Below are 23,486 nucleotides of genomic sequence, written 5' to 3' on the forward strand. Positions count from 1 at the left end.
CGGCACGAGGTCCCGCGCCGCCATGTCGGTTCCGGATTCATCCCGGGCGCGGTGGCCCCTTGTCGCTCACCGCGACGACGTCCAGGTCACCGCGATCGGACAGCTCGACGTCGGGAGCACCGCGCCGATGGCCCGCGACTCCGTCTTCCAGCCCGTCTCCAGCACCAAGCCGATCACCGCGGCGGCCGTGCTGATGCTGGTCGAGGACGGCCGGTTCGGCCTGGACGCTCCGATCGCCGAACTGGCCGCCCCGATGGTCGTGCGGACGCCGCGGAGCCCGGTCGACGACGACGTGCCCGCCGCACGGCCGATCACCGTCCGCGACCTGCTGACCTTCCGCGCCGGTTACGGCTTCCCCTCGGACTTCTCCCTTCCGCAGCTCCAGGAGCTGTTCACGGTGCAGACCGGCGGCCGCGAGGCCCGGCTGCGCCCGGAACCCGGCGGGTGGCTCGCCCGGCTGGCCCGCATCCCGCTGCCGCACCAGCCCGGCGAGTCCTGGCTGTATGACACCTGCGCCGACCTGCAAGGCATCCTGATCGCCCGCGCGTCCGGGGTCCCCGCCGCCCAACGCGACCGGTTCGCTCGCTACTACCGCTCGGCAGAAAACCAGCCGCGAGCTGCTCGCGGCCAGCCCGGTCTTCCTCGAAGGCCAGGGCCTGGGCTCCGGCGGCGCGATCGTGGCAGGTCCCGGGCCGCTACGGCTGGGCCGGCGGCACCGGAACCAGCGCTTGCCTGACGCCGGCGAGGAGTTCGGTGGCGATCCTGCTCACCCGGTGGCGTACCGCACATGCAGGACTTTTGGCCGGCGACGGCCACGCCGGAGTGATCCGGCGCGAGCCGCGCACTGTACTGTGGCCCGCGGGCACGAGGCAACGCGACGAGGGGTCAGACGTGGGCATCTTCGACAAGATCCGCGGCGAGTTCATCGACATCATCGAGTGGACCGACGACAGCCGGGACACCATCGTGTGGCGCTTCCCGCGCTACGACAACGAGATCAAGATGGGCGCCAAGCTCACCGTCCGCGAATCGCAGGCCGCGGTGTTCGTCAACGAGGGCCAGGTCGCCGACGCCTATCCGCCCGGCATGTACACGCTGCAGACGCAGAACATGCCGATCATGTCCACCCTCAAGGGCTGGAAGTACGGCTTCAACTCGCCGTTCAAGGCCGAGGTGTACTTCGTCAACACCCGGCAGTTCACCGACCTCAAGTGGGGCACGCAGAACCCGGTCATCCTGCGCGACGCGGAGTTCGGCATGGTCCGGCTGCGCGCGTTCGGCGGCTACGCGGTCCGCGTGGTCGAGCCGGTCGCGCTGCTGAAGGAACTGGCGGGCACCGATCCGCAGTTCCGCACCGAAGAGGTGTCGGACTACCTGCGCAGCATGGTCATCAGCAAGCTCGGGCCCGCGATCGCGGCGGCCCAGGTGCCGATGCTCGACCTGGTCACCCAGCAGGACCAGATCGCGGGCAAGATCGCGAACGCGCTGAACCTCGAACTGCGCGAGGTCGGCATCGAGATCTCGAAGTTCATGATCGAGAACATCTCGGTTCCGCCCGAGGTCGAGGCCGCGATGGACAAGCGGACCCAGATGGGCGTGGTCGGCGACCTCGACCAGTACACTAAGTTCCAGTCCGCGAACGCGATCGAGGCGGCCGCGGGCAACCAGGGCGGCGCGGGCGAGGGGCTGGGCATCGGCCTCGGCATGGCGCTCGGCCAGCGCGCGGCCGGACCGCAGCAGCAGCCCGCCCCGCAGCAGTACCAGCAGGCCCCGCCGCAGCCGCAGTACCAGCAGCAGGCCCCGCCGCAGATGCCGCCGCCGCTGCCGCAGAGCGAGCAGTGGTTCATCGGCGCGAACGGCCAGCAGCTCGGCCCGTTCGACCGCGCGGGCCTCGGCCAGCAGATCTCCTCGGGCACGCTCGCGCAGGACACTCTGGTGTGGAAGGCGGGCATGGCGCAGTGGACCCCGGCCGCGCAGGTGCCGGAGGTCGCGGCGCTGTTCGGCGCGGCCCCGCCGCCGCTGCCGCCGTCCTGAGCCGCGTCAACCTTCTGGGGGACCCATGACTGACCCGCGCTTCCAGCAGGAAGGCGTGGCCAACACGACTTATCCGTGCGGCGGGTGCGGCGCACGGCTGGAGTTCGCGCCGGGCACGACGGCCATGCAGTGCCCGTACTGCGGGTTCCGGCAGGAGATCGCCGCCGGGGAGCGGCAGATCCGCGAGATCCCGTTCGCGGAGCTGGCGAACCTCGCGCGCAAGCCGGTGGGGTCGATCGGCAAGTACGTCTTCGTGTGCCAGCGGTGCGCGGCGAGGACGGAGACGAACGAGACCGCCAGCATGTGCCAGTTCTGCGGCGCGCCGCTGGTGATCGACCCGGGCGCGTCCGGGCAGCTGGTGCCCGAAGGCGTGCTGCCGTTCGCGTTCGACCGTCCCGCCGTGAGCACGCATCTGAAGAAGTGGACCTCTTCGCGCTGGTTCGCACCGACCGCGCTGAAGAAGGTCACCACGGCGGAGTCCACGAAAAGCACGTACATCCCGCACTGGACGTATGACTCGCAGACCGTGTCGGTGTACACCGGTGCGCGCGGCGAGTACTACTACGTTACCGAGACCTACTACGACAACGGCGAGCGCAAGACGCGCCAAGTGCGCCATACCCGCTGGTATCCGGCGCGCGGGCAGGTCGCGCGGAACTTCGACGACGTCCTGGTGCCGGCGAGCACCCAGCTGCCGTTGCCGGAGCTGGACAAGCTCGCGCCGTGGCCGCTGCTCGATTCCGCGCCGTACCAGCCGCAGTACCTCTCCGGGCACTTCGCGCTGCGGTACGACGTCGAACCGGAGAACGGCTTCGAAGAGGCGAAGAACCGGATGGCCCCGGTCATCGCCGACGACTGCAAGTACGACATCGGCGGCGACACGCAGCGGCTGAATTCGGTCGACACGCAGCACAACAACGTCACCTTCAAGCTGATGCTGCTGCCGGTGTGGGTCGCGACCTACGTGTATGCCGGGAAGAACTGGCAGATCCTCGTCAACGGCCGCACCGGCGAGATCCACGGCCAGCGTCCGTGGAGCAAGGTCAAGATCGCCGTCGCGGCAGTGCTGGCGCTGATCGTGATCGCGGTGATCGTCTACCTCATCGCGACCAAGGGCCACAGCACCGGAACGACCCACCACTGAGTTTCGCGAAGGATGTGATGTGCCGTGCTCATGGGCATGGTTCTCGGCGACCGCCGCTCCCGCGTTTCGCGGGAGCACGCGGGTTCGCCGCTGTCTTGATCGGCGGGAATCCTCGCCTGCTCTCCGCGAAGCGTCGACGGCTGCCTGGCCCTTCGACCCTTCCCGGGAGCATTCATGTCCACCGTCACGTGGACCGAAAACGGAACCACCCACACTGCCCGCTGGCATTCCGAAAACGGAACTCCGCCGCCGGGCCGCATTGTCGTCGTCGATGACCGGCTGACCGCTGCCGCCGCACTGCGCTTCGCCCGCGCGGGCACCGGAATGCTGTGGCGCGGCGATTTCCCCCACGCGCGACAGCTCGTGCGCGCCATGGACCGCCGGCTCCCGCGACCTTCGGGATCTTTCGCCAAAGTGCGCTCCGCTCGTGCGGAACGTGCGACGCTGCTCGGAAAAGTCCTGGTCGTGGTGGACGGCGACCATTCGCTTCAGCTCCGCCGAGCCCCGGACATCCAAGCCGCCTGCGAGCACGCGTTCGGCGGTTTGCCCGGCACGCTGCTCTCGTTGCGTGAGCTGCTCGGCGCCCTGAGCGCATATCAATGGCACCAGAAAGGCATAGCTATCAAGGCTTTGGGCGCTCGGCTTTATCCGGCGTACAGCGTGTTCGCGCCGACCCGCAGCGAATACCTCGACCTCGTCGCACAGGAGCCATTACCAGGCAACGGTTCTCCGGTCGTTTTCGATATCGGCACCGGTACCGGCGTGCTCGCCGCCATCCTCGCCCGGCGCGGTGCCGCCGAAGTGCTGGCGACCGACCTCAACCCGCGCGCCGTTCGCTGCGCACGGGACAACCTGCGGCGACTCGGCCTGTCCGATCGGGTCCGGGTCCTCGAAACCGACCTCTGGCCCGCCGAACAGCGGGCCGATCTGGTCGTCTGCAATCCGCCCTGGCTGCCCGGAAACCCGGCGTCGGCACTGGAACTCGGGATCTACGACGCCTCGTCCGCCATGCTGAACCGCTTCCTCGACGGCCTGCCCGGGCATCTGACGCCGCACGGCGAAGGCTGGCTGATCCTGTCGGACCTCGCCGAACACCTCGGCCTGCGGACCCGCGCCGAACTGCTCGACCGGATCTCCGCGGCCGGTCTCACGGTCGCGGGACGTCGCGAAACCACGCCAAGGCACCGACGCGCCACCGACAGTGCCGATCCGTTGCACGCACAGCGTTCCCGGGAGCGGACGGCCCTCTGGCGGTTAACCATGTCCAGAGCGTGACCCGGCGTTTCCACGCTGGACTGCACCAATCGAATATCCTCGCCGAAGACACGGGGAGGGACGATGCCCGTACCGGGGTTTGCCGTACCACGCCGGGAATTCGTGCGGAAGCTGCTGCATCGCGGCAGCCCGCCGGAACGGCCGGACGCCGGGGAGGACCTCGGCGCGGTCGGCGACGCGACGCTCGCCCGCGCCGCGCGGTACTGGGTCGTCGTGCCCATCGCCTACCGGATCGCCGCGTTCGTGAAGGTGTTCATCGGGTTCGCCGCGGCCAACGGCGGTGCCGGACTGGTTCCGGTGCTGCCCGCGGCCGCGCTGGGCGTCGCGGCGAACGCCGGGTTCCTGTGGTGGCTGCTGCGCTCCGGCGGCCTGCCCGCGCGGCGCACGCGGCGGGTGCTCACCGCGGACCTCGGCGCGGGCCTCGTGCTGAACCTGCTGATCGCGGTGCTCGCGCCGGACGCGGTCCAGCCATTCGCGATCGACGTCACCTGGACGTGGCTCGTCGGCTCGGTCGCGATGTGGGCCGGGACGTCCGGGCTGCCCGCGGCGTTGCTGCTGCTCGCCGCGGCGGTCCCGGTACGCGTCCTGCTGACCGTGGCGGGCGGGCTGCGGCTGGACAATCCGCTCGCGATCAACCGGTCGATCGGCTGCCTGGTCGCGCTGGCGGTGTCGGTCGTGGTGGCGTGCGGAATCCTGGTGCTGCTAGGCGTCGGCACCCGCTTCGCCCTCGACATCGGCCTGCGCCGCGGTCAGGAGGCCGAACGCAGGCGCACCCAGCGGCTGCTGCACGACAGCGTGCTGCAGACCCTGGAAGCGCTCGCGATCGCCCCGGCCGACGACGCCGACCACGCCGCCGAACGGCTGGCCCAGCTGCGCTCGGTCGCGCACGCCGAGGCGGCCGAACTCCGCCGGAGGATCACCGAGCCGATCGAACCGCGCACGGGACGCGGCTTCGTGGTCGAACTGGCCGACGTCGCCGCCGAAATGGCCCGCGAAGGTCTGCGCACCCAGCTCGTCGCCGCCGACTTCGCCGACGACGACCGCCTTTCCGCTGACCGGCGCACCGCGATGTGCGAAGCGGTGCGGGAAGCACTGCGCAATACGGTGAAACACGCCGGGACGAGCCGGGTCGTGCTCCGGGTGGAGGAACGCGACGGCGGGACGGCGGTGGTCGCGCGCGACCAGGGCCGCGGCTTCGACGTGCGCGAACGGGGGCCGGGGTTCGGCATCCGGCAGTCGATCGAAGCCCGGCTGGCCGAGGTCGGGGGCATCGGGCAGGTGGAATCGACGCCGGGGAACGGGACCCGGGTCACGCTGTGGGTGCCGCACTGAGCAGGTTGCGGATTCTCCTCCCGCATCGAGGGACTCGATGCGCTTTCCGGAGTCGCCTGCTCGTTTTACTGAATATTCAATTCAGCTCGCCCGCATGGTGTCACCAATTGCGGACAAAGAACCTCCCGCGCATGCACCCCGTTCGCAGGTTCACATTCCGGCTCCGCGACGCCGATAATGGAGGGTCGAACACGACAAGGCCCAGCAGCGGGAGCGCTTGCATGGACACGCCGGACGAGGCGCGCACGCATCGGATCGAGCGGAATCGCCGGATGCTCGAATCCTGGCGGGCAGGCGCGTCGATCACCGAGATCGCCAGGGACCACGGGCTGTCCCTGAGCTGGACCGGCCGGCTCCTGCGGCAGGAAGGCGCGGTACTGCCGGAAATCCGCCAAGGCGTGCGCCGGGAACTCGACGTGCCGAGGATAGTCCGGGAATACGAATCCGGCTCCACTATCCAGAGCATCGCGGACGCGCATCAGGCGTCCTACGGCACAATCCGTCGCTTGCTGCTGCGGGAAAAAGTGACCATCCGCCCACATGGCGGCCAGAACGCTCTCGATCGGCGCAAGCCCGGCACCCCACGTCACTGATCATCCCATCGGGGGTGGGTGATTCCTGACTCTTTCCATTTCTTTTATCACCCGGAGCGGGTAAAGAGGATAATCGGGGGTGTGGGATGACTGAAGCGCGGCCAGGGGCAGTCACGTCCGACAGACCAGTGCGGGCGCCGGTCCAGCTCCCGCCCGCCCCGGCCGTGCTGCTCGGCCGCTCCGCGGAACTGGGGCGGCTGGACGACATCCGGCTCCGCGCCGCTCCCGCCCCGTCCGTCGTCGTGCTCACCGGAGTCGGCGGGATCGGCAAAACGGCGCTCGCCCTGCACTGGCTGCACACTCACCGCGCCCAGTTCCCCGGCGGCATCCTCTGCGCGAGGTTTTCCCCCGAGGGCACCGAAACCGCGGAATCCGCGAGCAGCGTACTACACGGTTTCCTTGCCGCACTGGGCATCCCCGCCGACGACATCCCGGCCTCGCTCGCCCAGCGGGCCGCCGAATTCCGGGCAGTGACCGCGGATCGCCGGTTCGCCGTGCTGCTCGACGACGTCATGCACAGCGCCGACGCCCGGGCTGTGCTGCCCTCCAGCGCGCAGGCGTTCGTGCTCGTCACCAGCCGGTCGCAGCTGACCAGTCTCGCACTGGACGGCGCGGAAATCCTTCCGCTGAGCCCGCTTCCGGACCAGCCGGCCCGCGAGGTGCTCGCCCGCGCCGGGCAACGGCAGATCAGCCAGGCCGATACGGAAGATCTGCTGACCGCCTGCGCCGGTCTCCCATTGGCGCTGGCCATCACCGGAGCCAGGCTGCGCACCCGGCCAAGACGCAAGCCCCATCGGGAAGCCCGCCGCGGACGCGTCCGCCCAGTCGGAGATTTCCCCGCTCTAGCGACGGTTTTCGACGCTTCCTATGCCGCACTCGACGACTCGGCGGCCCGGCTCTACCGAACCTGCGGCATCCTGCCCGGCCCGCATCACGCCGTCGACGCGCTCGCCGACACGCTGCAAAGTTCACCCGCCCACCTGGACGACGCCGTCGACGAACTGATCGAAGCCAACCTCCTCCACGAATTGGAGGACGAAACCGTGGCACAGCACGACGTCGTCCGCCACGACGCCCGCGTGCGCGCGGAACGCCAGGACGCCGAGGCCGACCGGCACTATCTCGTTCACCGATACATCCGCTGGTACCGCGACCACACCGTCACCGCGAACGCGCTCATCCACCCGTTCCGCCCGGCCTTCGCGGCCGAAACCGTTGCCGCGACGAGATCTTTCGCCGACCGCGACCAAGCGGTGACCTGGTGGCGCCGGGACCGGCCGGTCATCAACGCCGTCGCGAAAGCCGCCTCGGCGCACGGCTGGGACGAGGAACTGTGGCAACTTGCCGAAGCGTCTTGGGGATTTTTCCTGCACCACCGGGATTACGAACAGTTCCTCGAACTGTGCACGGCGGGGATCGAGGCGGCCCGGAGGTGTCACCAGCCGCTAGTGGAAGCCCGGATGCACAGTCAGGCCGGTTTTGCCTGCGACCAGCTCGGCCGTTACGACGAAGCCGCCGCGCACAATGCCGTGACTCTCGAAATCGGCGAACGGGAGCAGCACGGCCCGACCCAGGCCTCCGCGCTGGCCCGGCTCGCCAGGAACGCGCGAAGACGGCAAGACTGGGAAACCGCGCTTGAGCTGTACGAGCGCAGCGCCCGAAAACACGCCGAGGCCGGCCTCCCCCGCGGCGTCGGCCAGGCCCGCTATCGGCGCGGCGAAGTCCTGATCACGCTGGGGCGCGACGACGAAGCACTGCGCGAACTGGCCGAGGCCACCGCCATCCTGGACGAAGAAGGCGACGTCATCCAGCACGCGCGTGCGGTCATCCCGCTCGCCGCGATCCACGCCCGGCGGGGCGACTACCGCCGGGCGCGCACCGAACTCCTCCAGGCACTCGAAGGCGTCAAGCCCCTCCGGTCACCGCATTTCCAGGCCGAGGTCCTCACCGCGCTCGCCAACCTCGAACGCGCCCACGGCGACGAGACAAGCGCCCAGCGCCATCTCGACGAGGTCCGCCGCCTCAGCGGGGATTCCGGCGAGCCGCCGCACTGACCACACCGCCCCGCCCGGCCAGCACACCGCCGCGGCGATCGCTCCCGGCCACTCCGCCCGCAGCGCGTCAGCCTCGCCTCTGGTCGCGGCCCGGGCACTGCGCTGGACCACGACGTCTGCCCCGGCCGAGCACCGCGGCCCGGCGCGATCGACATCGGCGACCAGCACCGGCAGCGCGCGCCGCCCCGGCAGCACGATCGGCACGCGCGCGACCCCGGTGGTCACGCGTCCCACCCGGGCAGCGGCCGGGGCATCGCGGGCAACGGCGGATACGCCGGAGCGGCCGGTTCGGACAACTCCAGCAACTGATACATCGCCGACCGCAAGATCCCCGCCGAACAGTCGAGCCGCGTGCTCGCGACCGGCAGCACCTCCGCGGCGAGCCTCGGAGCCGCGGCGATCGCGGCTTCTTCCTGGGATTCGAGCGGCGCGTCCGGATCCAGCGGTTTCGCGTACGCCCGCACGACGTCCGCGACGCTCCCAGCCTGCGGCCGCCCGTCCGGCAGCGACGCGAGCGTCACCGGCTTCCCGATGGCCGCCGCGTAGCCCGTGGTCGAGCCGTGGTCGCCGATCACCCAGTCAGCCGCAATCATGGTCGCCTGCCATCCTTGCTCGGGCGGGATCACCCGCAGCCCCCGGCACCCGGCGAGCCAGGCCGCGACCTGACGCCGCCCGTGCACCGCCCAGACGTTCGGATGCAACACCGCCGCCACCGCGTAACGGTCGTCCGGCAGCGCATCGGCGATCGCTTCGTACATCTTCGGGACGCGGCCGAACGCCGAGTCAGTGAACCAGGTCGAACTCAGCACCACCAGCCGCCGGGAGTCAACGCCCAGCGCCCGCCGGTACCGCTCCCGCTGCCCGCTCGCCGCCCGCATCCCGTCAAGGCAGATGTCCCCGGCCACGACGGCCGCGGGCACCGCCTCCGGACAGCGCTCGCGCAGTACTTCCACCTCCGCTTCGGTACCGAGGCCCAGCACCGCCGGAAGCACTCGCCCGCGAAACGTGAGCAACTCCCGGTCCAACTCGGTCGTTTCGATCCTCGCACCGCCCGCCTTCCGGCTGAACCGCCGCCCGGGGACCTGCCCGACCCCGTGCCCGATCAGCATCAGCGGTCCGCGCACCTGGTCGAGGTTCCGGTGGCTGGCCGCCAGAACCAGGTCGAACCGATGCGCCACCGCCTGCTCCCAGGGCAGCAGGAGCCCGTGCTGCGCCCGCACGTAATCCTCGACCCCGGCCCACCGGTCGGTGCTGTGCGGCACGGTGAACATCACCTGCACCCGCAGGTCCCGTTCGAGCAGCGAGATCAGCTCGACCAGCCGCGTCCCCGCTGTCACGGTCGGAACGACCGCCAGCACGGTCCGGCAGCCAGGCCGCGTCACCCGCGACGCGGCGTCGAGACCGATCGGACCGCGTACCCACACGTCGTGCGCCATCTTCATCCCCTCCGTCCGGAAACCGACGAACCGAGGCTGCGGTGCGGTCCTGACCGGGGACTTCCCGCCGCTGGACACAAAGCGGACCGAAACCGGACAAGACAATTCCCCAGATGATCGTTATCCCGAACCGGTCGCCGATCCGCCGGATCAATGCGAAACTGGGCAATCGACGAGGGAGGGGCGTCGAATGGACTTCGCCTACGGAATTCTCGGGCACACTGCGATGCGGATGCACGGGAAGATGAATGAGCAGTGGGGCCAGCGGCAAACCCGGAATATTCTCGGAATCCTGCTCACCCGGCCGGGACAGCGCTTTTCCCAGGACACTCTCATCTCCTGGCTCTGGGACGACGACCTGCCGGGAAACCCGCAAGAAGCCCTGTACAAGGCGGTACACCGGCTGCGCCCCGCCCTCCGCGAAGCGGACGTGCCCGCCGCGGTCGCCCGGTCCGGCGACGGCTACCTGGTCGACCTCGACGAGAGCCTCGTGGATGTCGCGGCCTTTCGGAAAACAATGCGGAAAGCACACGCCGCGGCGAGTTCCGGCGACCATGAAGCGGCGTATGAATCCGCCGCTTCCGCGCTTTCCTGGTGGCGCGATGAACCACTGCCGGAGCTCCGCACCGAACGCGCGGAAAATTGGCGCGAGGACCGAAGAAAGTCCATGTTGCTTCCCGCGCGAGAATTCCTGGCGAGCCAATTGCTGGCGCTCGGCCGTCCCGACGAGGCCGCGGGATGGATGCAGGAGCTGGCCCCCGAGCACGCCAGCCGCCTGGCTTTCGTCAAGCTCCAGCTCCAGATCTACTACGCGCTCGGGCAGTCCGAGCAGGCACAGGCCCACTACCTCGACGCGCACCGGCGATTCCGCGACGTCGCGGACGACACTGCCGCGGCCGTGCTGCGCGCCTTCCACGACGACCTCCGGGCCCGCCACGAAAATCCGCCCGCCGCCCCGGTGCGCCGAGCCGCGCCGCCGTCCCATCCGCTTCCCCGCGATCTCCGCGGGTTCATCAGCCGCACCCGCGCACTCGACACGCTGGACCAGTGGCTCCGGCCCGGCTCGTCGACCCGTTCGCCCGCCGTCGTGCTCAGCGGCCCGCCCGGAATCGGGAAGACGAGCCTCGCGGTCCACTGGGCGCACCGGGCCGCGGACTGGTTCCCGGGCGGAACGATCTACCTCGACCTGCACGGTTTCGGTCCGGCACCGCGCCTCGAACCGCCCGACATCGTCGACCGGCTGCTGCAGGAACTCAGCTACCCAGTCGACCACGTGGTGGACGCGACGGCCCGTGCCGCGGTCCTGCGCCAGCAGCTGACCGACCGCGCCGTGCTCGTGATCCTGGACGACGCGGAGAACTCCGAACACGTCGACCAGTTGTTGAACGTGCTGTCCGAATGCGCGGTGATCGTCACCTCGCGCCGCCGCCTCAGCGCGCTGGTCCGAAGGCACGAACTCGCCGAACTCAGCCTCGACCGCCTCGACGACCACGACTCGCTGGAGCTGTTCGTCCGGCGCTTGCGCGGCCGCGGAGAACAGGAACCCGACGCGGCCCGCCGGATCGCGCACCTCTGCGACGGCCTGCCGCTCGCGCTCACCCTGGTCGCCGAGAGCGCCGCGCGCCGGCCGGGACTCAGCCTCAACACCATGCTCGACCAGTTGCGGGATCCGGAAATGCTGCTGAGCATCGGCGACGACGGCGACGACCAAAGCCTGCGCACGGCGTTTTCCTCGTCGTATCGCACGCTCGAACCGCCGAGCCAAGCCGTCTTCCGGCTCTTCGGCCGCCATCCCGGCGCGGAAATCCACGTAGACACCCTGCTGTCCGCGGCCGGACGTCCCGCCGCGGAAACCCGGCGGGCGTTGGAAACCCTGGTCGCGTTGCACTTGATCGACCAGCCCGGCGACACGGACCGCTACCGCATTGTCTCCATTTTCCATCGGTACGCCCAGACGCTGAGCGATCAAGACCACGACTCGGGGCCATTACGGCGCCTGCTGTCGCATTACTGCAGCACCGCGTACCACGCGCACCGGATGGCGCACCCGCACCGCGACCGCCCGCCGCAGCCTGATCCGGAACCTGGCATCCGCCCAACAGGGTTCAAGACGCCGGACGCCGCGACGCGATGGTTTTTGCGCGAGCGCACGAATATCATCGCACTCACCGCGCTGGCACTGACGCATCGTCATTTCGAAATAGCGTGCATGCTCCCCCACCTCATTGCCGATACCCTTGACAAATATGGTTTTTACGACGAAATGAGCACTGGATTCGCGATCGCGGCGCGGGCCGCGCGGGCGAACCAGGATCCGCACGCGGAAGCGTCGACCCTGAACGATCTCGGCGAACTCAATCTCACGCTCAGCAACCACACAACGGCCGAGCAAGCGCTGACCCGGGCCCGGGAACTCGCCACGGCCGACGGATCGCCCATCGGGGTGTTGACAATCAACATCAACTTCGCTCAGTTATACCGGCACACCGGATGCCCGGCCGAAGCGATCGCTCTCTTCCGCCGCTGCGTCACGCACGCGCAGCGCAACCGCGACCTGGTCCGCGAGGGAAAGGCAGAGCAGTACCTCGGCGAGACCCTCGCCGAACTCGACCAGTACGAAAAGGCGCTGCCGCACTACCACCGCGCGCTCCACCTGCGCGCACTCACCGGCGACACCGCCGGCCAGGCCACGACCTACACGACGCTCGCGGAACTCCATCTCCGAGAGGAACAATTCGCGGTCGCCCACCGGCATTGCCGCCTGGCGCAAGCCCAGATCGCCGGCGATCTCACCGCCACGATGCGGCTGCGCACCGTGGAGGCCCGGCTCGCCGCGGCCGAACGGGACGACCGTGCCGCACTGCGGCTGTCACAGGAAGCGGTCGAACTGGCCGAACGCGCCCACAACGCGACCGGTCAGGCCCGAGCGCTGGAAGCATTCGCCGAAATTCTTTACGCACGCGGGAATCACGAAGACGCTGTCGACGCGTGGCGGCGCGCCGCAGCCTTTTACCGGGGTCGCGGCAAGGACGCCAAGGCCGACCGCGTCGAAGAACGACTGGCGGCGGCCCGGAATCCCCAGGCGATTCCGCAGGCCAGAGACGGAGAACGCACTGTCGCCATGCCTGCGCCGCGACGGTCTGCGATCTCGAACGGGTGACACACCAGGGGGTGCCTAGCCAGGTCACCCGTCCTTACGACAAGATGCCCCTGCCGAGACTGTCTCACCCGGCAGACAGCCACACAGAGTAAACCTCTTCGGGGGCTAGCACCGGAACCCCAGACAGCTCGGTTGCTGCGTCATACATGTTACGCAGCATGTATCACTAGCACATTCACGAGGAGCTCGACTTGTCTTTTGCAGTCGCATCATTCGCCGACTATGCCCCGTGGTTCGCCATTGCCGCAGGAGCGCTTTCGGCATGGTGGCGTTGCTAATTCGCCACTGAATCCGGCGCTGGCGCTGCCAAAACTACGTTTTCCGCAGCCGCAACGCCAGCGTCGGGCAAGCCGCAGCCGCCCGCCGAGCCTCGGCCAGCAGCGATTCGGGCACCGCTTCCCCGGGTACCACCGGGTAGCCCCATTCGTCCACAGTGATCAGTTCCGGCAGGACGTCCGCGCACAAGCCGTGGGCACGGCAGGCGATCGGGTCGACCGTCACGCGGTTCATGCCGCACCCGCCGTGCTCCGGCACGAGCCGACAGTGAGGTGCGCACGGACGTCGGCGGCGAAGACTCGCAATGCGCTCGCGGCCAGGCGGACGGCTCCGTCCGGGTGGGCGCACGCGCCCCGCCCGCCGAGGAGCGGGAGGCGGCGGGCCAGCCGGCCGGTTGCGTCCCGGCCGGACAGCAGATCGGCGAAGTCCGCGGCGAGGGCGGGAAGCCCGAACATGCACGGTCCGCATTGGCGGGCCGATTCCCCCGCCAGGGTAAAGAGAATATTCCGAGTCAGCTCGAGGCCGCAGTTCGGTTCCGGGAGCAGGTGGAGCGAGGACAAGCCCGGTTCACGGCCGAGGGGCAACGGGTCGGCCAAGGCACGAGGCATCCACGTGCCGCCGTAGCCGCCGATCAGGACTGCCTGTGCGGCAACGGATCCGCCGGCTCGGGCGAGGATCGCGGAAACCGGGGTGCCGGCCGGGACTTCCAGCACACCGGGGCGGGCGACGGCTCCGGTGACGGTGACCAGGTCAGTGTGGACAGAGCGGTCCGCCCCGGTTCGGGCGACGATCGCGAAGCGGGCCAAGGTTTCGACATTCTGGACCAGCGTCGGGCGTCCACGCAGGCCGCGTTCGGCTGGGCGGGGGAACTTGCCGGTCGGGCGGGCGTCGCCGGTGGCCAGGAAATGCACCAGCGCGGTTTCTTCGCTGGCGACGTATCGGGGCGGGACTGCGACGAGCTTCACCGGCACTGCGTCACGACGTTCGGTTAAAGCGGCCATTGCGCTTCGGTTTCCCTCGTGCAGGCAGAGATAAGCCTCGGTAGCGCCGACGGCGCGAGCGGCGACCTGGATACCGTCCAGCACCAGGTGCGGTGCGAGCTCCAAGAGGGCGCGATCTTTGCTGCTGAAGGGATCGCTCTCGCAACCGTTGGCGACCACAATGGACCGTCCCGGCGCGACAGAGCGCAGTTTCGCCGCAGCGGGAAACCCGGCACCGCCTCGGCCGCGGATACCGGCGGCGTCGATCGCGTGGATCAAGGAGCCGCGGTCCAAAGCAGGGAGTCCACCATGGACGGACAGGTGGCCGGCAAGATCGTTACGGTGCAGCGGAAGCACGAGTCACCTCTGAAGGGGAGAGAGGCGGCGGGCCTCGGTGTCGGGGCTAGTACTGCCGAACCGCACGCTCGCGGCAGCCACGACGGCGAGCAGGCAAACGATGTCGAGCGCGATGAGCAGCGGGCGGGCGCTGTCGGAAGCGACCAGGCCGACGCTGTGCGCGAGCGCGACCGGCCAGCACAGGTAGGCGAGCCAGTGCACGGCGCGCCACAACCGCGGCGGGATGCGGGTTCGGAGCAGACTTGTCACGACAATGGCGAGCAGCAGATCCACGGCTACCGCACCGATGCCGATCCAGAACGGTTCGTAGCCCGAGACGAACGGAACGACGACAGAGAGCCAGCTGAGGTCCACATAGCCGTCGACGACCGCGAAGACGATGTGGGCGCCCAGAAAGACGAGGGTGGCCAAGGCGAGGTTCCGGTGCAGGTCCGCGAGGGCGAACCGGGGCCAGCGCCGGGTCGCGAACCGGCCGGAGTTGAGGAAACCGAGCACCACCACAGCCGTCGAGAACACCAGCGAGACGATTCCGGTGGCACGGCTGAAGTACCAGAGCGCGGAACTCACGACGCACGCTCCCGACTGTCCCCCGGCCAACCGGCGGTAGTCCGGACGGCGCCGCGCGAACTCACCAGTCGCGCGGGCAATCCCCGCGACCTCAGCCAGTCCAACGCGGCAACACCCAGCACCACCGACGCCGTGCTCGCGGTGTTGGCGTCCACACAGGACTCGGCTGCTACCGATACTGTCCGCCAGCACGGATCCGCCGATTCGCCCGTGCGCGGGTCGACGATGTGGTGCACCACGCGACCGCCGCGCCGCCAGGTTCGCCGGGCGACGCCGGAGGTCGCCAGGCCGCCGCTGGTGAGCGTGACCGTCGTGTCCGGACGGGCGACCGCGTCAGCGTGGTCGTCGCCGATCGCTATCCGCCAGCCGCCTTCCGGAGCGGGGCCAGCCACAGCCAGGTCGCCACCGAGGTTCACCAGCACGCCGCAGCCGGCGCGGTGGGCGATTTCGGCGGCAGTCCGGTCCGCGGCAAACGCTTTCGCGGTCGCGCCCAGGTCCAGCGTCACACCGCGCGGCAGCACGACAATCCGGCGAGCCGGTTCGAACAACACCCAATGCGAACCCGGCGCGGGGACCGGCGCCGCAGCGGGGCCGTCGGTGATCTCGGCGAAATCCCGGTCGTAACCGAGTGCTGCCATCGAACCGCCGACTGTCGGATCGACCAAACCGCCGCTCAGCCACGAGGCCCGCAACGCAGCCGACAGCGCGTCGGCCAGCAGCGGGCTCACCTCCACCGCCCGGCCCGCGGCGCGATGGAGGGCCGAAATTTCCGAATCCGTCCGGAAACGACTGCTTGCCCGATCGAGTTCGGCGAGCCGCGTCCGCAGCAGCGCGGCCGCCGGGCCGAGCGCGGCCTCCTCGGTGACGAGCACCCGTGCGGTCGTGCCGAGCGCGGGAAACGCCGCCGAATACGGTCCGGTCACGACGCGCCCGATCCGGTGTGTGCGTGGCCGGAGCCGGATCCGGGATCCTGCGCGGGCGCCTGCAACTGGTCCTGTCCCGAGGTGCTGGATCCGGTAGCCGAGCCAGTCCCGCTGGTGGACGGCGAAGCGGCCGCCGTCAGCCCGTATCCGATGCCGCCTGCCGCCGCGACTCCGAGCACTGCGGCGACCGCCGTGACGACCGCGGTCCGGTGCCGGACGCGTGCCCGTTCCTCTTGCCTTCTCCTGATGTCCGGGTCCATGCCGGGCGTCCTCTCCGGTGGTGGGAACACCCAGTCTCAGCCGCGAATCTATGAGTCCGCTGGGAACGACCTGTCAGTTTGCTTCCAGTGACTACACTCCGCGCATGAGCACGGTCCTCGCGTGGGCGACGCTGGCGGTGTGGACCGGGCTCGCGTCGTGCCACAGCTGGTTCTGGCGCACCGACCAGCGGCTGCCCGAGCTGGTCCGGCCAGAGCGCTGGCCGTCCGTCGCCGTCGTGGTACCAGCCCGCGACGAAGCCGAACTGCTGCCGGAAACCCTGCCCACACTGCTCCGCCAGAGCTATCCCGGCGATGCGCGAGTCATCCTCGCAGACGACGGCAGCAGCGACGGCACCGCGGAAGTCGCCCGCTCGCTGACTGTCCCCCATGGACTCCCGCTCACCGTCGCCAGCCCCGGCGAACCGCCAGCGGGCTGGACCGGGAAACTCTGGGCCGTCGCACACGGCGTCCGCGAAGCGGGGGACGTCGACTTCCTCCTCCTGACCGACGCTGACATCGCGCACGCCCCCGATTCGCTGGAAGCCCTCGTCGCGACCAGCGGCCGGGATCTGGTGTCGCAAATGGCCGTTCTGCGCACCGAGACGTTCTGGGAGCGGCTGCTCGTGCCCGCTTTCGTCTACTTCTTCGCGATGCTCTACCCGTTCCGCCGCGTGAACTCCGCGCGCTGGCGCACCGCCGCCGCGGCCGGCGGTTGCGTCCTCGTCCGCCGCTCGGCGCTCGAACGCGCCGGGGGAATCGCCGCGATCCGCGGTGCGGTCATCGACGACGTCGCACTCGCCCGCGCGGTCGCGTCCGCGGGCGGGCGGATCTGGCTGGGTTACGCGTCGAAGGCCTGGAGTGTCCGGCCGTATCCGCGGCTCGCGGACCTGTGGCGGATGGTGGCCCGCAGCGCCTACACCCAGCTCCGGCATTCGCCGCTGCTGCTGGCCGGGACGGTCGTCGGCATGATCGCCGTTTTCCTCGCCCCGCCGGTGCTCGCCCTGACCGGCTCGTGGCAGGCCGCCCTCGCCTGGCTGCTGATGGCGGCGACGTTCGTCCCGGTCGCCCGGTACTACCGGCAGCCCCTGGTCGCGGGCCTGCTGCTGCCGTTCACCGCGGCGCTCTACACCCTGATGACGATCGACTCCGCCCGGCGCCGGACTGGCTGGAAAGGCCGGACTTACTGAGCACCTGGCTGGTGACCGAGCGGGACGACGCCGTTCATCAGCGGATGTGGCATCCGCTCGATATGACGTCGACCCGAAGGGGCAATGCCTCGCAGGAAGCCCGGCGCGGTACGCGCCGACCGGCCCGAGACCCGCGATCTGTGGGCCGGATGCGTTTCCCCGGCACTCGACCGGTATCGGCGTTTCCCGCGTCAGCCCGGCCGCTGGCTGTACGTTCCGTGGCCCGGCTGCCGGTGCTGCGGATCCGGTCGAAGCCCGCGACGAACTGGAAGCCCCCTCGCCGCGGAACTGCGCCGAGCCATCGCTCCGCTCGATGCCGAGGTCAAGCGAAGAACCCTGCGGCCCGGCGGCGAGTTCCCTCAGCACCTGGCATGCCGCCGCTTGGTGGCGGCTCGGCCGCAAGAGCGGTGAAAGGCCGCCCCGGGACTCGCACGCACTGACCGGGAGAGCGAGTTCACACCACCCAGTGATGCACGTTCATACACGGTCGTGCATAATCATTCCTATGTCCAAGGTGCTCACTTCCCTTCCCGTCGGCGAGCGGGTCGGCATCGCGTTCTCCGGCGGCCTCGACACGTCCGTGGCGGTGGCGTGGATGCGCGACAAGGGTGCGGTTCCGTGCACCTACACCGCCGACATCGGCCAGTACGACGAACCCGACATCGCGTCCGTCCCCGGCCGTGCGCACGCCTACGGGGCGGAGCTCGCGCGGCTGGTCGACTGCAAGGAAGCCCTCGTCGAAGAGGGCCTCGCCGCGCTGACCTGCGGCGCCTTCCACATCCGCACCGGCGGCCGGGCCTACTTCAACACCACCCCGCTCGGCCGCGCGGTCACCGGCACCCTGCTGGTGCGCGCGATGCTGGAGGACAACGTCCAGATCTGGGGCGACGGCTCCACCTACAAGGGCAACGACATCGAGCGGTTCTACCGCTACGGCCTGCTGGCCAACCCGGGCCTGCGGATCTACAAGCCGTGGCTCGACGCCGCGTTCGTCGGCGAGCTCGGCGGCCGCAAGGAGATGTCGGAGTGGCTGCAGGCGCACGACCTGCCCTACCGCGACAGCACCGAGAAGGCCTACTCCACCGACGCCAACATCTGGGGCGCCACGCACGAGGCGAAATCGCTGGAGCACCTCGACACCGGCATCGAGATCGTCGAGCCGATCATGGGCGTGCGGTTCTGGGACCCGGAAGTCGAGATCGCGGCCGAGGACGTCACGATCGGCTTCGAACAGGGCCGTCCGGTGAGCATCAACGGCAAGCAGTTCGGCACCTCGGTCGAGCTGGTGCTGGAGGCCAACGCGATCGGCGGGCGGCACGGCCTCGGCATGTCCGACCAGATCGAGAACCGGATCATCGAGGCCAAGAGCCGCGGCATCTACGAGGCCCCGGGCATGGCGCTGCTGCACGCCGCGTACGAGCGGCTGGTCAACGCGGTGCACAACGAGGACACCATCGCCAGCTACCACAACGAAGGCCGCAGGCTCGGCAGGCTGATGTACGAGGGCCGCTGGCTGGATCCGCAGGCGATGATGCTGCGCGAATCGCTGCAGCGCTGGGTAGGCACCGCGATCACCGGCGAGGTCACGCTGCGGCTGCGGCGCGGCGAGGACTACTCGCTCCTCGACACGTCCGGTCCCGCGTTCAGCTACCACCCGGACAAGCTGTCGATGGAGCGCACCGAGGACTCCGCGTTCGGCCCGGTCGACCGGATCGGCCAGCTGACCATGCGGAACCTCGACATCGCCGACTCCCGCGCCAAGCTTGAGCAGTACGCGAGCCTGGGCATGGTCGGCGGCAACTCGCACCCGAAGCTGATCGGCGCCGCGCAGGCGGCCGCGACCGGCCTGATCGGCGCGATGCCCGAGGGCGGGGCCGAGGCGATCGCGTCCCGCGGCCGGGCCGACGATGTCGAGCTGCTCGACCGCGCCGCGATGGAATCCGGCACGGACTGAGGCTTTTCTCCCGCGGATGCCCGCGCCGGATCACCGGCGCGGGCATTCTCTTATACCAGCGTCCGCACCCCGCTAACGTCTCTATGCCCGGGTGGCGGCTCCCGGATAACGTGGCTGCGTGACCCCGATTTTTCAGCTGTCCGCCGACCACGTCACGGCTGAGGCAGCGCTCGACCCGATCGCCGCGACCCTGGACGGCGTAACCACCGACGCGACCGCGCTCACCGACCTCACCCCGGACGGTTTCGCGGCCCGCGCCGAGCTGGCCCGCCGCACGCTCGCCGCTCTCGCGGGGCTGTCCCCCGAGTCCCGCACGGACCGGATCGCGGCCGCGAATCTGCGGGACAGTCTCGAAGCTCAGCTGGCCTGGCACGAGCTGGACGAGCCGTTCCGCCAGGTCCAGGCACATTTCGGCACGCTGAGTTCGATCGCCGATTCGGTCCGGCTGCTGCCGCGCCGCGACGCGGACGACTGGCACGTCCTCGCGGTCCGGATGACCGGCGTCGAAACGATGCTCGCCGGCTGGCAGAAGACGCTGCAGGCCGGTCTCGACCGCGGTCTGCGCGCGGCCCGGCGGCAGGCGCTGGAGACGGCGGCTCAGGCCGAACGCTACGCCGGTGTCCACAATGCCCTCGTCGAGGAGTACGGCGACGGACCGCGGGCCGGCGAACTGCGCGCCGGGGCCGACGCCGCCCATCGCGGCTACGCGGCGCTCGCCCGGTTCCTGCGCGAGGATTACGCCCCGCACGCCACCGAAACCGACGGCGTCGGCGCGGAACGCTACGCCGTCGCGGCCCGGCTTTCCCTCGGCGCGGACCTCGATCTCGCCGAGGCTTACGAATGGGGCTGGGCGGAACTTCAGCGCATCGAAACGGAAATCGCCGCCGAGGTCGCGAAAATCCGGCCCGGCGCGAGCGTGGCGGAAGTCCTTGCGCTGCTGGACAAAGAATGCGCGGTGAACGGCGAAGAGTCCTATTTGGACTGGCTGCGCGCGGCGCATGACCGTGCACTGGAAGCGGCGAGCGAGCACTTCGACATCCCGGAACCGTTGCGCGCCTTGGACGTCGTACTCGCGTACGGCTCCGCGTCGGGTTCGCCGTACTACACCGGACCCGCCGAAGACGGCACCCGCCCCGGCCGCACGTGGTGGCCGCTGGGCGGACGGGAGCGCTTCGCGACCTGGTCCGAGCTGACGACGGTGTTCCACGAAGGCGTTCCCGGACACCATCTGCAGATCGGCGTCGCGGGCCTGGCCGGCGACTCGGTGAGCCGCTACGCACGCGTCCATTCAGTGAGCGGCCACGCGGAAGGCTGGGCGCTGTATGCCGAACGCCTCGCCGACGAACTGGGCTGGTTCTCCGAACGCGGCACGCGACTCGGCATGCTCGCCGGTTCGGCGCTGCGGGCCGCGCGCGTCGTGATCGACCTCGGCTCGCACCTCGACCTGCCGCTGCCGGACGGTTCCCGCTGGGACTTCGACACCGCGTGCCGGTTCCTGCACGAGCGCGGATTGGCCGCCGAACACCGGGTACACGCCGAAATCGTGCGCTACCTCGGCTGGCCGGGCCAGGCGATCTCGTACAAGATCGGCGAACGCGCGTGGCTCCGGGCGCGTGCCGAAGCCGCCGCCAAACCCGGGTTCACGTTGCGCCAGTGGCACGAGGACGCGCTGGCTGTCGGCCCGGTCGGGCTCGCGGCGCTGCAGGACGCGCTGTCGTGAGTGTTCATCGCGGTGAGCACCGGGATTGCCACTCACGAGGCCCCAGCGTCAAGCCTCAGCCTCGCACTCCGCGCACATCCCCCACCACGTGACCTCCGCCTGGTCCACCCGGAACCCGGGCACCGGACCGGGCTCAAGACACGGTGCCGCACCGACCGCGCACGGCACGTCCTGGATCCGGCCGCAGCCGCGGCAGACCAGGTGGTGGTGGTTGTCGTGGGTTTCGAGTTCGAACCGCGCGGGCGAGCCGGCCGGTTCGAGCGGGCGCAGCAGGCGGGCGCCGACGAGGTCGTCGAGCACGTTGTAAAGGCCTTGCCTGGACAACGCGCCGACGGCCCCGTCGGCGTCGAGCACCGTCGCGATTTCCGCCGCCGTGACGTGCGGGGTCCGCGCGACCGCGGCCAGCACCGCACGCCGTTGCGGCGTGTTGCGCAGGCCCTTGTCGCGCAGACGCGTCCCGAACTCGTCCATGGCCGGATCGTACCCCCAGACTTGACCGAATCAATTCTGGCGTGCAGTGGCTCACAGTCCCAGAGTTGACCCGTTCTTACAATTGACTGGATCAACTTTGAGGACTACAAAGGAGGCGTGCTCACGACCTCCGCACCCATCCCGCCCAGCGCCGACGCCGGAACCCGGCTCCGGCGCGCCGGCCTGCGCGTGACGACCGCCCGGCAGGTCGTGCTGGAAGTGCTGGCCGAAAACCCGCACGTCACCGTCGCGGAGCTGCTGCCGCTGGTCCGCGAACGGCTGTCGATGGCGTCCACGAGGGGCGTCCACGACGTGCTGACCACCGGCGTCACCGCCGGTCTCGTCCGCCGCTTCGACCACGTCGGCGTCGCGCAACGCTACGAGCTTTCCGGTTTCGACCACCGTCACCTGCTGTGCCGCCGATGCGGCCGGCTGGAGGCGATCCCCGGCCTGCCAACGGAATCCGCCGAGGAAGCGGTGTCCGGCCTGTGCTCGCGCTGCGATTCGGCCGAGTAGACCTCAGCGGAACGCGGCGATAGCACGAGCCGCCCAGTCGGCGAACGATCGCGGCGCACGGCCGAGAATCCGCTCGACGTCCGGGCTGACGCGCAGTTCGGCCGGAGTCGGCGAGCCGATGATGTCCAAGGTGTCGTCGGCGAGTTCGCCCGGCATGCTCTGGATCATGCCCGCCTTGGCTTCGGCGCGGGTCAGTTCCCGGAACCGCACCGGCTTGCCCCGTGCGGCGGCCAGCGCCTCCGTTTGCTGACGCGGCGCGATCACCTCCGGCCCGGTCAGCTCGTATACGCCGCCGACGTGCCGGTCGTCCCGCAGGCAAGCCGCCGCGACCTCGCCGATGTCCGCCGGATCGATGATCGGCACCCCGGTGCCGCCGAACGGCGCGGCGACGATCCGCGTGCGAACGGATTCCGCCCACCACAGCGCGTTGGAGTCGAACCCGCCCGGCCGCAGATGACCCAGTCGAGGCCGGACTCGCGCAGTACGTCCTCCAGCTCGCGCATCGCGATCCGCGTCCTGCCGAACGGCCTGGTCGCCACGCCCAGAGTGGAGAGCAGGACGATCCGGCGGACCCCGGCGTCCGCGGCCTTCGCGATGAGGCCGGCGGGGTTCGCGCCGACCGCGCGCAGATCGCCGGACAGCAGCAGGAACAACGCTTTCGCCCCGGTCAGCGCGGGTTCGAGACTGGCCGGATCCGCCAGGTCGGCCACCACCTGCCGGACGCCTTCCGGCACCTCGGCGGCCCGCCGCGACACCGCCGTCACCTGCTCGCCCGCGTCGGCGAGCACCCGCACCAACGGCCGTCCGATGTTTCCGGTCACCACGATCATGAACAGCTCCCTCCGTAGGCGGCCGACGCTAGGCCGTTCACCCCCGCCGTCTCGCGCCGCGTTATGCGGTGTTTCACACCGGCTGCCCCGCGCGTACCGTGCTCGGCCACGTGACCAGCCGGTGGGGCGTCTGGATCCTCATCTCGTTGCGGGACAAGGAACTCCGGTTCTGCGAACTGCGCGAAAGCATCCGGGGCATCAGCGAGAAGATGCTCGCCCAGTCCCTGCGCGCGCTGGTCGAGGACGGCCTCGTCTGGCGGCACGTCGAGCCGGCCCCGCCTCAGGTCACCTACTGCCTGACCGAGTTCGACCGAGACCTCGGCGCGCCCCTGGACGACCTGTTCGGCCGGATCACCCAGCGGCTGAGCTCCCAGTAGCCGCACTGGTCAGCACGCGCATCACCGCAGCGGCAATTTA

Annotated in this window: 20 protein-coding genes and 1 pseudogene; 13 read left to right on the forward strand and 8 right to left on the reverse strand. The window is 69.9% G+C overall.

The genetic code is table 11. The features are described from left to right. The first annotated feature begins 22 nt into the window (after positions 1-22). From BM362_RS09970 to BM362_RS10000, 7 genes are all read left to right on the forward strand, one after another. Positions 23-736 carry a serine hydrolase domain-containing protein gene (locus BM362_RS09970; RefSeq protein WP_208865160.1) on the forward strand — a complete coding sequence of 238 codons (714 nt, stop codon included), beginning with the start codon at positions 23-25 and terminating at the stop codon, positions 734-736. Positions 737-891: 155 nt separating this feature from the next. Next, positions 892-2,034, forward strand: a complete 1,143-nt coding sequence (locus BM362_RS09975) for an SPFH domain-containing protein (RefSeq protein ID WP_067580617.1) — start codon at positions 892-894, stop codon at positions 2,032-2,034. A gap of 25 nt (positions 2,035-2,059) precedes the next feature. Beyond that, a complete protein-coding gene (locus BM362_RS09980; protein ID WP_067580614.1) occupies positions 2,060-3,178 on the forward strand; it encodes a TFIIB-type zinc ribbon-containing protein in 1,119 nt (372 codons plus the stop codon). Between the two features lie 174 nt (positions 3,179-3,352). Continuing rightward, positions 3,353-4,453, forward strand: coding sequence for a methyltransferase (locus BM362_RS09985; RefSeq protein WP_093572910.1), 1,101 nt, complete (start codon positions 3,353-3,355; stop codon positions 4,451-4,453). 63 nt (positions 4,454-4,516) lie between these two features. Next, on the forward strand, positions 4,517-5,785 hold the full coding sequence (locus tag BM362_RS09990; RefSeq protein ID WP_093572911.1) for a sensor histidine kinase: 1,269 nt from the start codon (positions 4,517-4,519) through the stop codon (positions 5,783-5,785). Positions 5,786-6,006: 221 nt separating this feature from the next. Further along, on the forward strand, positions 6,007-6,378 hold the full coding sequence (locus BM362_RS09995; RefSeq protein ID WP_093572912.1) for a helix-turn-helix domain-containing protein: 372 nt from the start codon (positions 6,007-6,009) through the stop codon (positions 6,376-6,378). 86 nt (positions 6,379-6,464) lie between these two features. Then, complete coding sequence (locus BM362_RS10000) at positions 6,465-8,432, forward strand: tetratricopeptide repeat protein (protein WP_093572913.1); 1,968 nt, start codon at positions 6,465-6,467, stop codon at positions 8,430-8,432. Positions 8,433-8,653: 221 nt separating this feature from the next. Here the strand turns inward: BM362_RS10000 and BM362_RS10005 are convergent, their stop codons facing one another. Beyond that, positions 8,654-9,868: a hypothetical protein gene (locus BM362_RS10005; protein ID WP_093573396.1), complete on the reverse strand. Its 1,215-nt coding sequence runs from the start codon at positions 9,866-9,868 to the stop codon at positions 8,654-8,656. Between the two features lie 190 nt (positions 9,869-10,058). Here BM362_RS10005 and BM362_RS10010 point away from each other — a divergent pair, with 190 nt between their 5' ends. Next, positions 10,059-13,028, forward strand: coding sequence for an AfsR/SARP family transcriptional regulator (locus BM362_RS10010; RefSeq protein ID WP_093572914.1), 2,970 nt, complete (start codon positions 10,059-10,061; stop codon positions 13,026-13,028). Positions 13,029-13,340: 312 nt separating this feature from the next. Here the strand turns inward: BM362_RS10010 and BM362_RS10015 are convergent, their stop codons facing one another. The 5 genes from BM362_RS10015 to BM362_RS10035 all read right to left on the reverse strand — a co-directional run bounded on the left by BM362_RS10015 (position 13,341) and on the right by BM362_RS10035 (position 16,391). Continuing rightward, positions 13,341-13,538 carry a ferredoxin gene (locus tag BM362_RS10015; protein WP_093572915.1) on the reverse strand — a complete coding sequence of 66 codons (198 nt, stop codon included), beginning with the start codon at positions 13,536-13,538 and terminating at the stop codon, positions 13,341-13,343. Further along, a complete protein-coding gene (locus BM362_RS10020; RefSeq protein WP_244287102.1) occupies positions 13,535-14,578 on the reverse strand; it encodes an NADH-ubiquinone oxidoreductase-F iron-sulfur binding region domain-containing protein in 1,044 nt (347 codons plus the stop codon). The genes BM362_RS10015 and BM362_RS10020 overlap by 4 nt, the downstream gene beginning before the upstream one ends. A gap of 66 nt (positions 14,579-14,644) precedes the next feature. Further along, positions 14,645-15,208: a ferric reductase-like transmembrane domain-containing protein gene (locus tag BM362_RS10025; protein ID WP_093572917.1), complete on the reverse strand. Its 564-nt coding sequence runs from the start codon at positions 15,206-15,208 to the stop codon at positions 14,645-14,647. After that, positions 15,205-16,131 carry an FAD:protein FMN transferase gene (locus BM362_RS10030; protein WP_093572918.1) on the reverse strand — a complete coding sequence of 309 codons (927 nt, stop codon included), beginning with the start codon at positions 16,129-16,131 and terminating at the stop codon, positions 15,205-15,207. Before BM362_RS10030 ends, BM362_RS10025 begins: the two co-directional genes overlap by 4 nt. Next, positions 16,128-16,391: a hypothetical protein gene (locus BM362_RS10035; protein ID WP_093572919.1), complete on the reverse strand. Its 264-nt coding sequence runs from the start codon at positions 16,389-16,391 to the stop codon at positions 16,128-16,130. The genes BM362_RS10030 and BM362_RS10035 overlap by 4 nt, the downstream gene beginning before the upstream one ends. 104 nt (positions 16,392-16,495) lie before the next feature. Between BM362_RS10035 and BM362_RS10040 the strand changes: the two genes are divergently transcribed. The 3 genes from BM362_RS10040 (at position 16,496) to BM362_RS10050 (ending at position 21,252) form a co-directional block, all read left to right on the forward strand. After that, the gene (locus tag BM362_RS10040) at positions 16,496-17,578 is read left to right on the forward strand and encodes a glycosyltransferase (RefSeq protein ID WP_093572920.1); all 1,083 of its coding nucleotides are present in this window, start codon (positions 16,496-16,498) and stop codon (positions 17,576-17,578) included. A gap of 505 nt (positions 17,579-18,083) precedes the next feature. Beyond that, entirely contained in the window at positions 18,084-19,532 is a 1,449-nt protein-coding gene (gene argG, locus BM362_RS10045; protein WP_067580588.1) for an argininosuccinate synthase, read from the forward strand. Between the two features lie 118 nt (positions 19,533-19,650). Next, positions 19,651-21,252, forward strand: a complete 1,602-nt coding sequence (locus BM362_RS10050; protein WP_067580586.1) for a DUF885 domain-containing protein — start codon at positions 19,651-19,653, stop codon at positions 21,250-21,252. A gap of 48 nt (positions 21,253-21,300) precedes the next feature. Here the strand turns inward: BM362_RS10050 and BM362_RS10055 are convergent, their stop codons facing one another. Further along, on the reverse strand, positions 21,301-21,723 hold the full coding sequence (locus tag BM362_RS10055) for a Fur family transcriptional regulator (RefSeq protein ID WP_067580583.1): 423 nt from the start codon (positions 21,721-21,723) through the stop codon (positions 21,301-21,303). A gap of 117 nt (positions 21,724-21,840) precedes the next feature. On the opposite strand from BM362_RS10055, the gene BM362_RS10060 reads away from it, so the two are divergent. Then, positions 21,841-22,239: a Fur family transcriptional regulator gene (locus tag BM362_RS10060; protein WP_067580577.1), complete on the forward strand. Its 399-nt coding sequence runs from the start codon at positions 21,841-21,843 to the stop codon at positions 22,237-22,239. A gap of 3 nt (positions 22,240-22,242) precedes the next feature. On the opposite strand, the pseudogene BM362_RS10065 reads toward BM362_RS10060, so the two are convergent. Continuing rightward, positions 22,243-23,069, reverse strand: a pseudogene (locus BM362_RS10065) (SDR family oxidoreductase). Positions 23,070-23,179: 110 nt separating this feature from the next. Between BM362_RS10065 and BM362_RS10070 the strand changes: the two are divergent. Then, entirely contained in the window at positions 23,180-23,446 is a 267-nt protein-coding gene (locus BM362_RS10070) for a winged helix-turn-helix transcriptional regulator (RefSeq protein ID WP_244287103.1), read from the forward strand. Positions 23,447-23,486: the final 40 nt, after the last annotated feature.

This window comes from Amycolatopsis rubida (genome assembly GCF_900115345.1).
Lineage (GTDB): Bacteria > Actinomycetota > Actinomycetes > Mycobacteriales > Pseudonocardiaceae > Amycolatopsis > Amycolatopsis rubida.

Excerpts from the sequence above, each read along its gene's own strand:
- BM362_RS09995 (WP_093572912.1), top strand. The coding sequence starts at position 6,007 with ATGGACACGCCGGACGAGGCGCGCACGCATCGGATCGAGCGGAATCGC.
- BM362_RS10040 (WP_093572920.1), top strand. The coding sequence starts at position 16,496 with ATGAGCACGGTCCTCGCGTGGGCGACGCTGGCGGTGTGGACCGGGCTC.
- BM362_RS09980 (WP_067580614.1), top strand. The coding sequence starts at position 2,060 with ATGACTGACCCGCGCTTCCAGCAGGAAGGCGTGGCCAACACGACTTAT.
- BM362_RS09990 (WP_093572911.1), top strand. The coding sequence starts at position 4,517 with ATGCCCGTACCGGGGTTTGCCGTACCACGCCGGGAATTCGTGCGGAAG.
- BM362_RS10035 (WP_093572919.1), bottom strand. The coding sequence starts at position 16,391 with ATGGACCCGGACATCAGGAGAAGGCAAGAGGAACGGGCACGCGTCCGG.
- BM362_RS10010 (WP_093572914.1), top strand. The coding sequence starts at position 10,059 with ATGGACTTCGCCTACGGAATTCTCGGGCACACTGCGATGCGGATGCAC.
- BM362_RS09985 (WP_093572910.1), top strand. The coding sequence starts at position 3,353 with ATGTCCACCGTCACGTGGACCGAAAACGGAACCACCCACACTGCCCGC.
- BM362_RS10055 (WP_067580583.1), bottom strand. The coding sequence starts at position 21,723 with ATGGACGAGTTCGGGACGCGTCTGCGCGACAAGGGCCTGCGCAACACG.
- BM362_RS10000 (WP_093572913.1), top strand. The coding sequence starts at position 6,465 with ATGACTGAAGCGCGGCCAGGGGCAGTCACGTCCGACAGACCAGTGCGG.
- BM362_RS10005 (WP_093573396.1), bottom strand. The coding sequence starts at position 9,868 with ATGGCGCACGACGTGTGGGTACGCGGTCCGATCGGTCTCGACGCCGCG.
- argG (WP_067580588.1), top strand. The coding sequence starts at position 18,084 with ATGTCCAAGGTGCTCACTTCCCTTCCCGTCGGCGAGCGGGTCGGCATC.
- BM362_RS10015 (WP_093572915.1), bottom strand. The coding sequence starts at position 13,538 with ATGAACCGCGTGACGGTCGACCCGATCGCCTGCCGTGCCCACGGCTTG.
- BM362_RS09970 (WP_208865160.1), top strand. The coding sequence starts at position 23 with ATGTCGGTTCCGGATTCATCCCGGGCGCGGTGGCCCCTTGTCGCTCAC.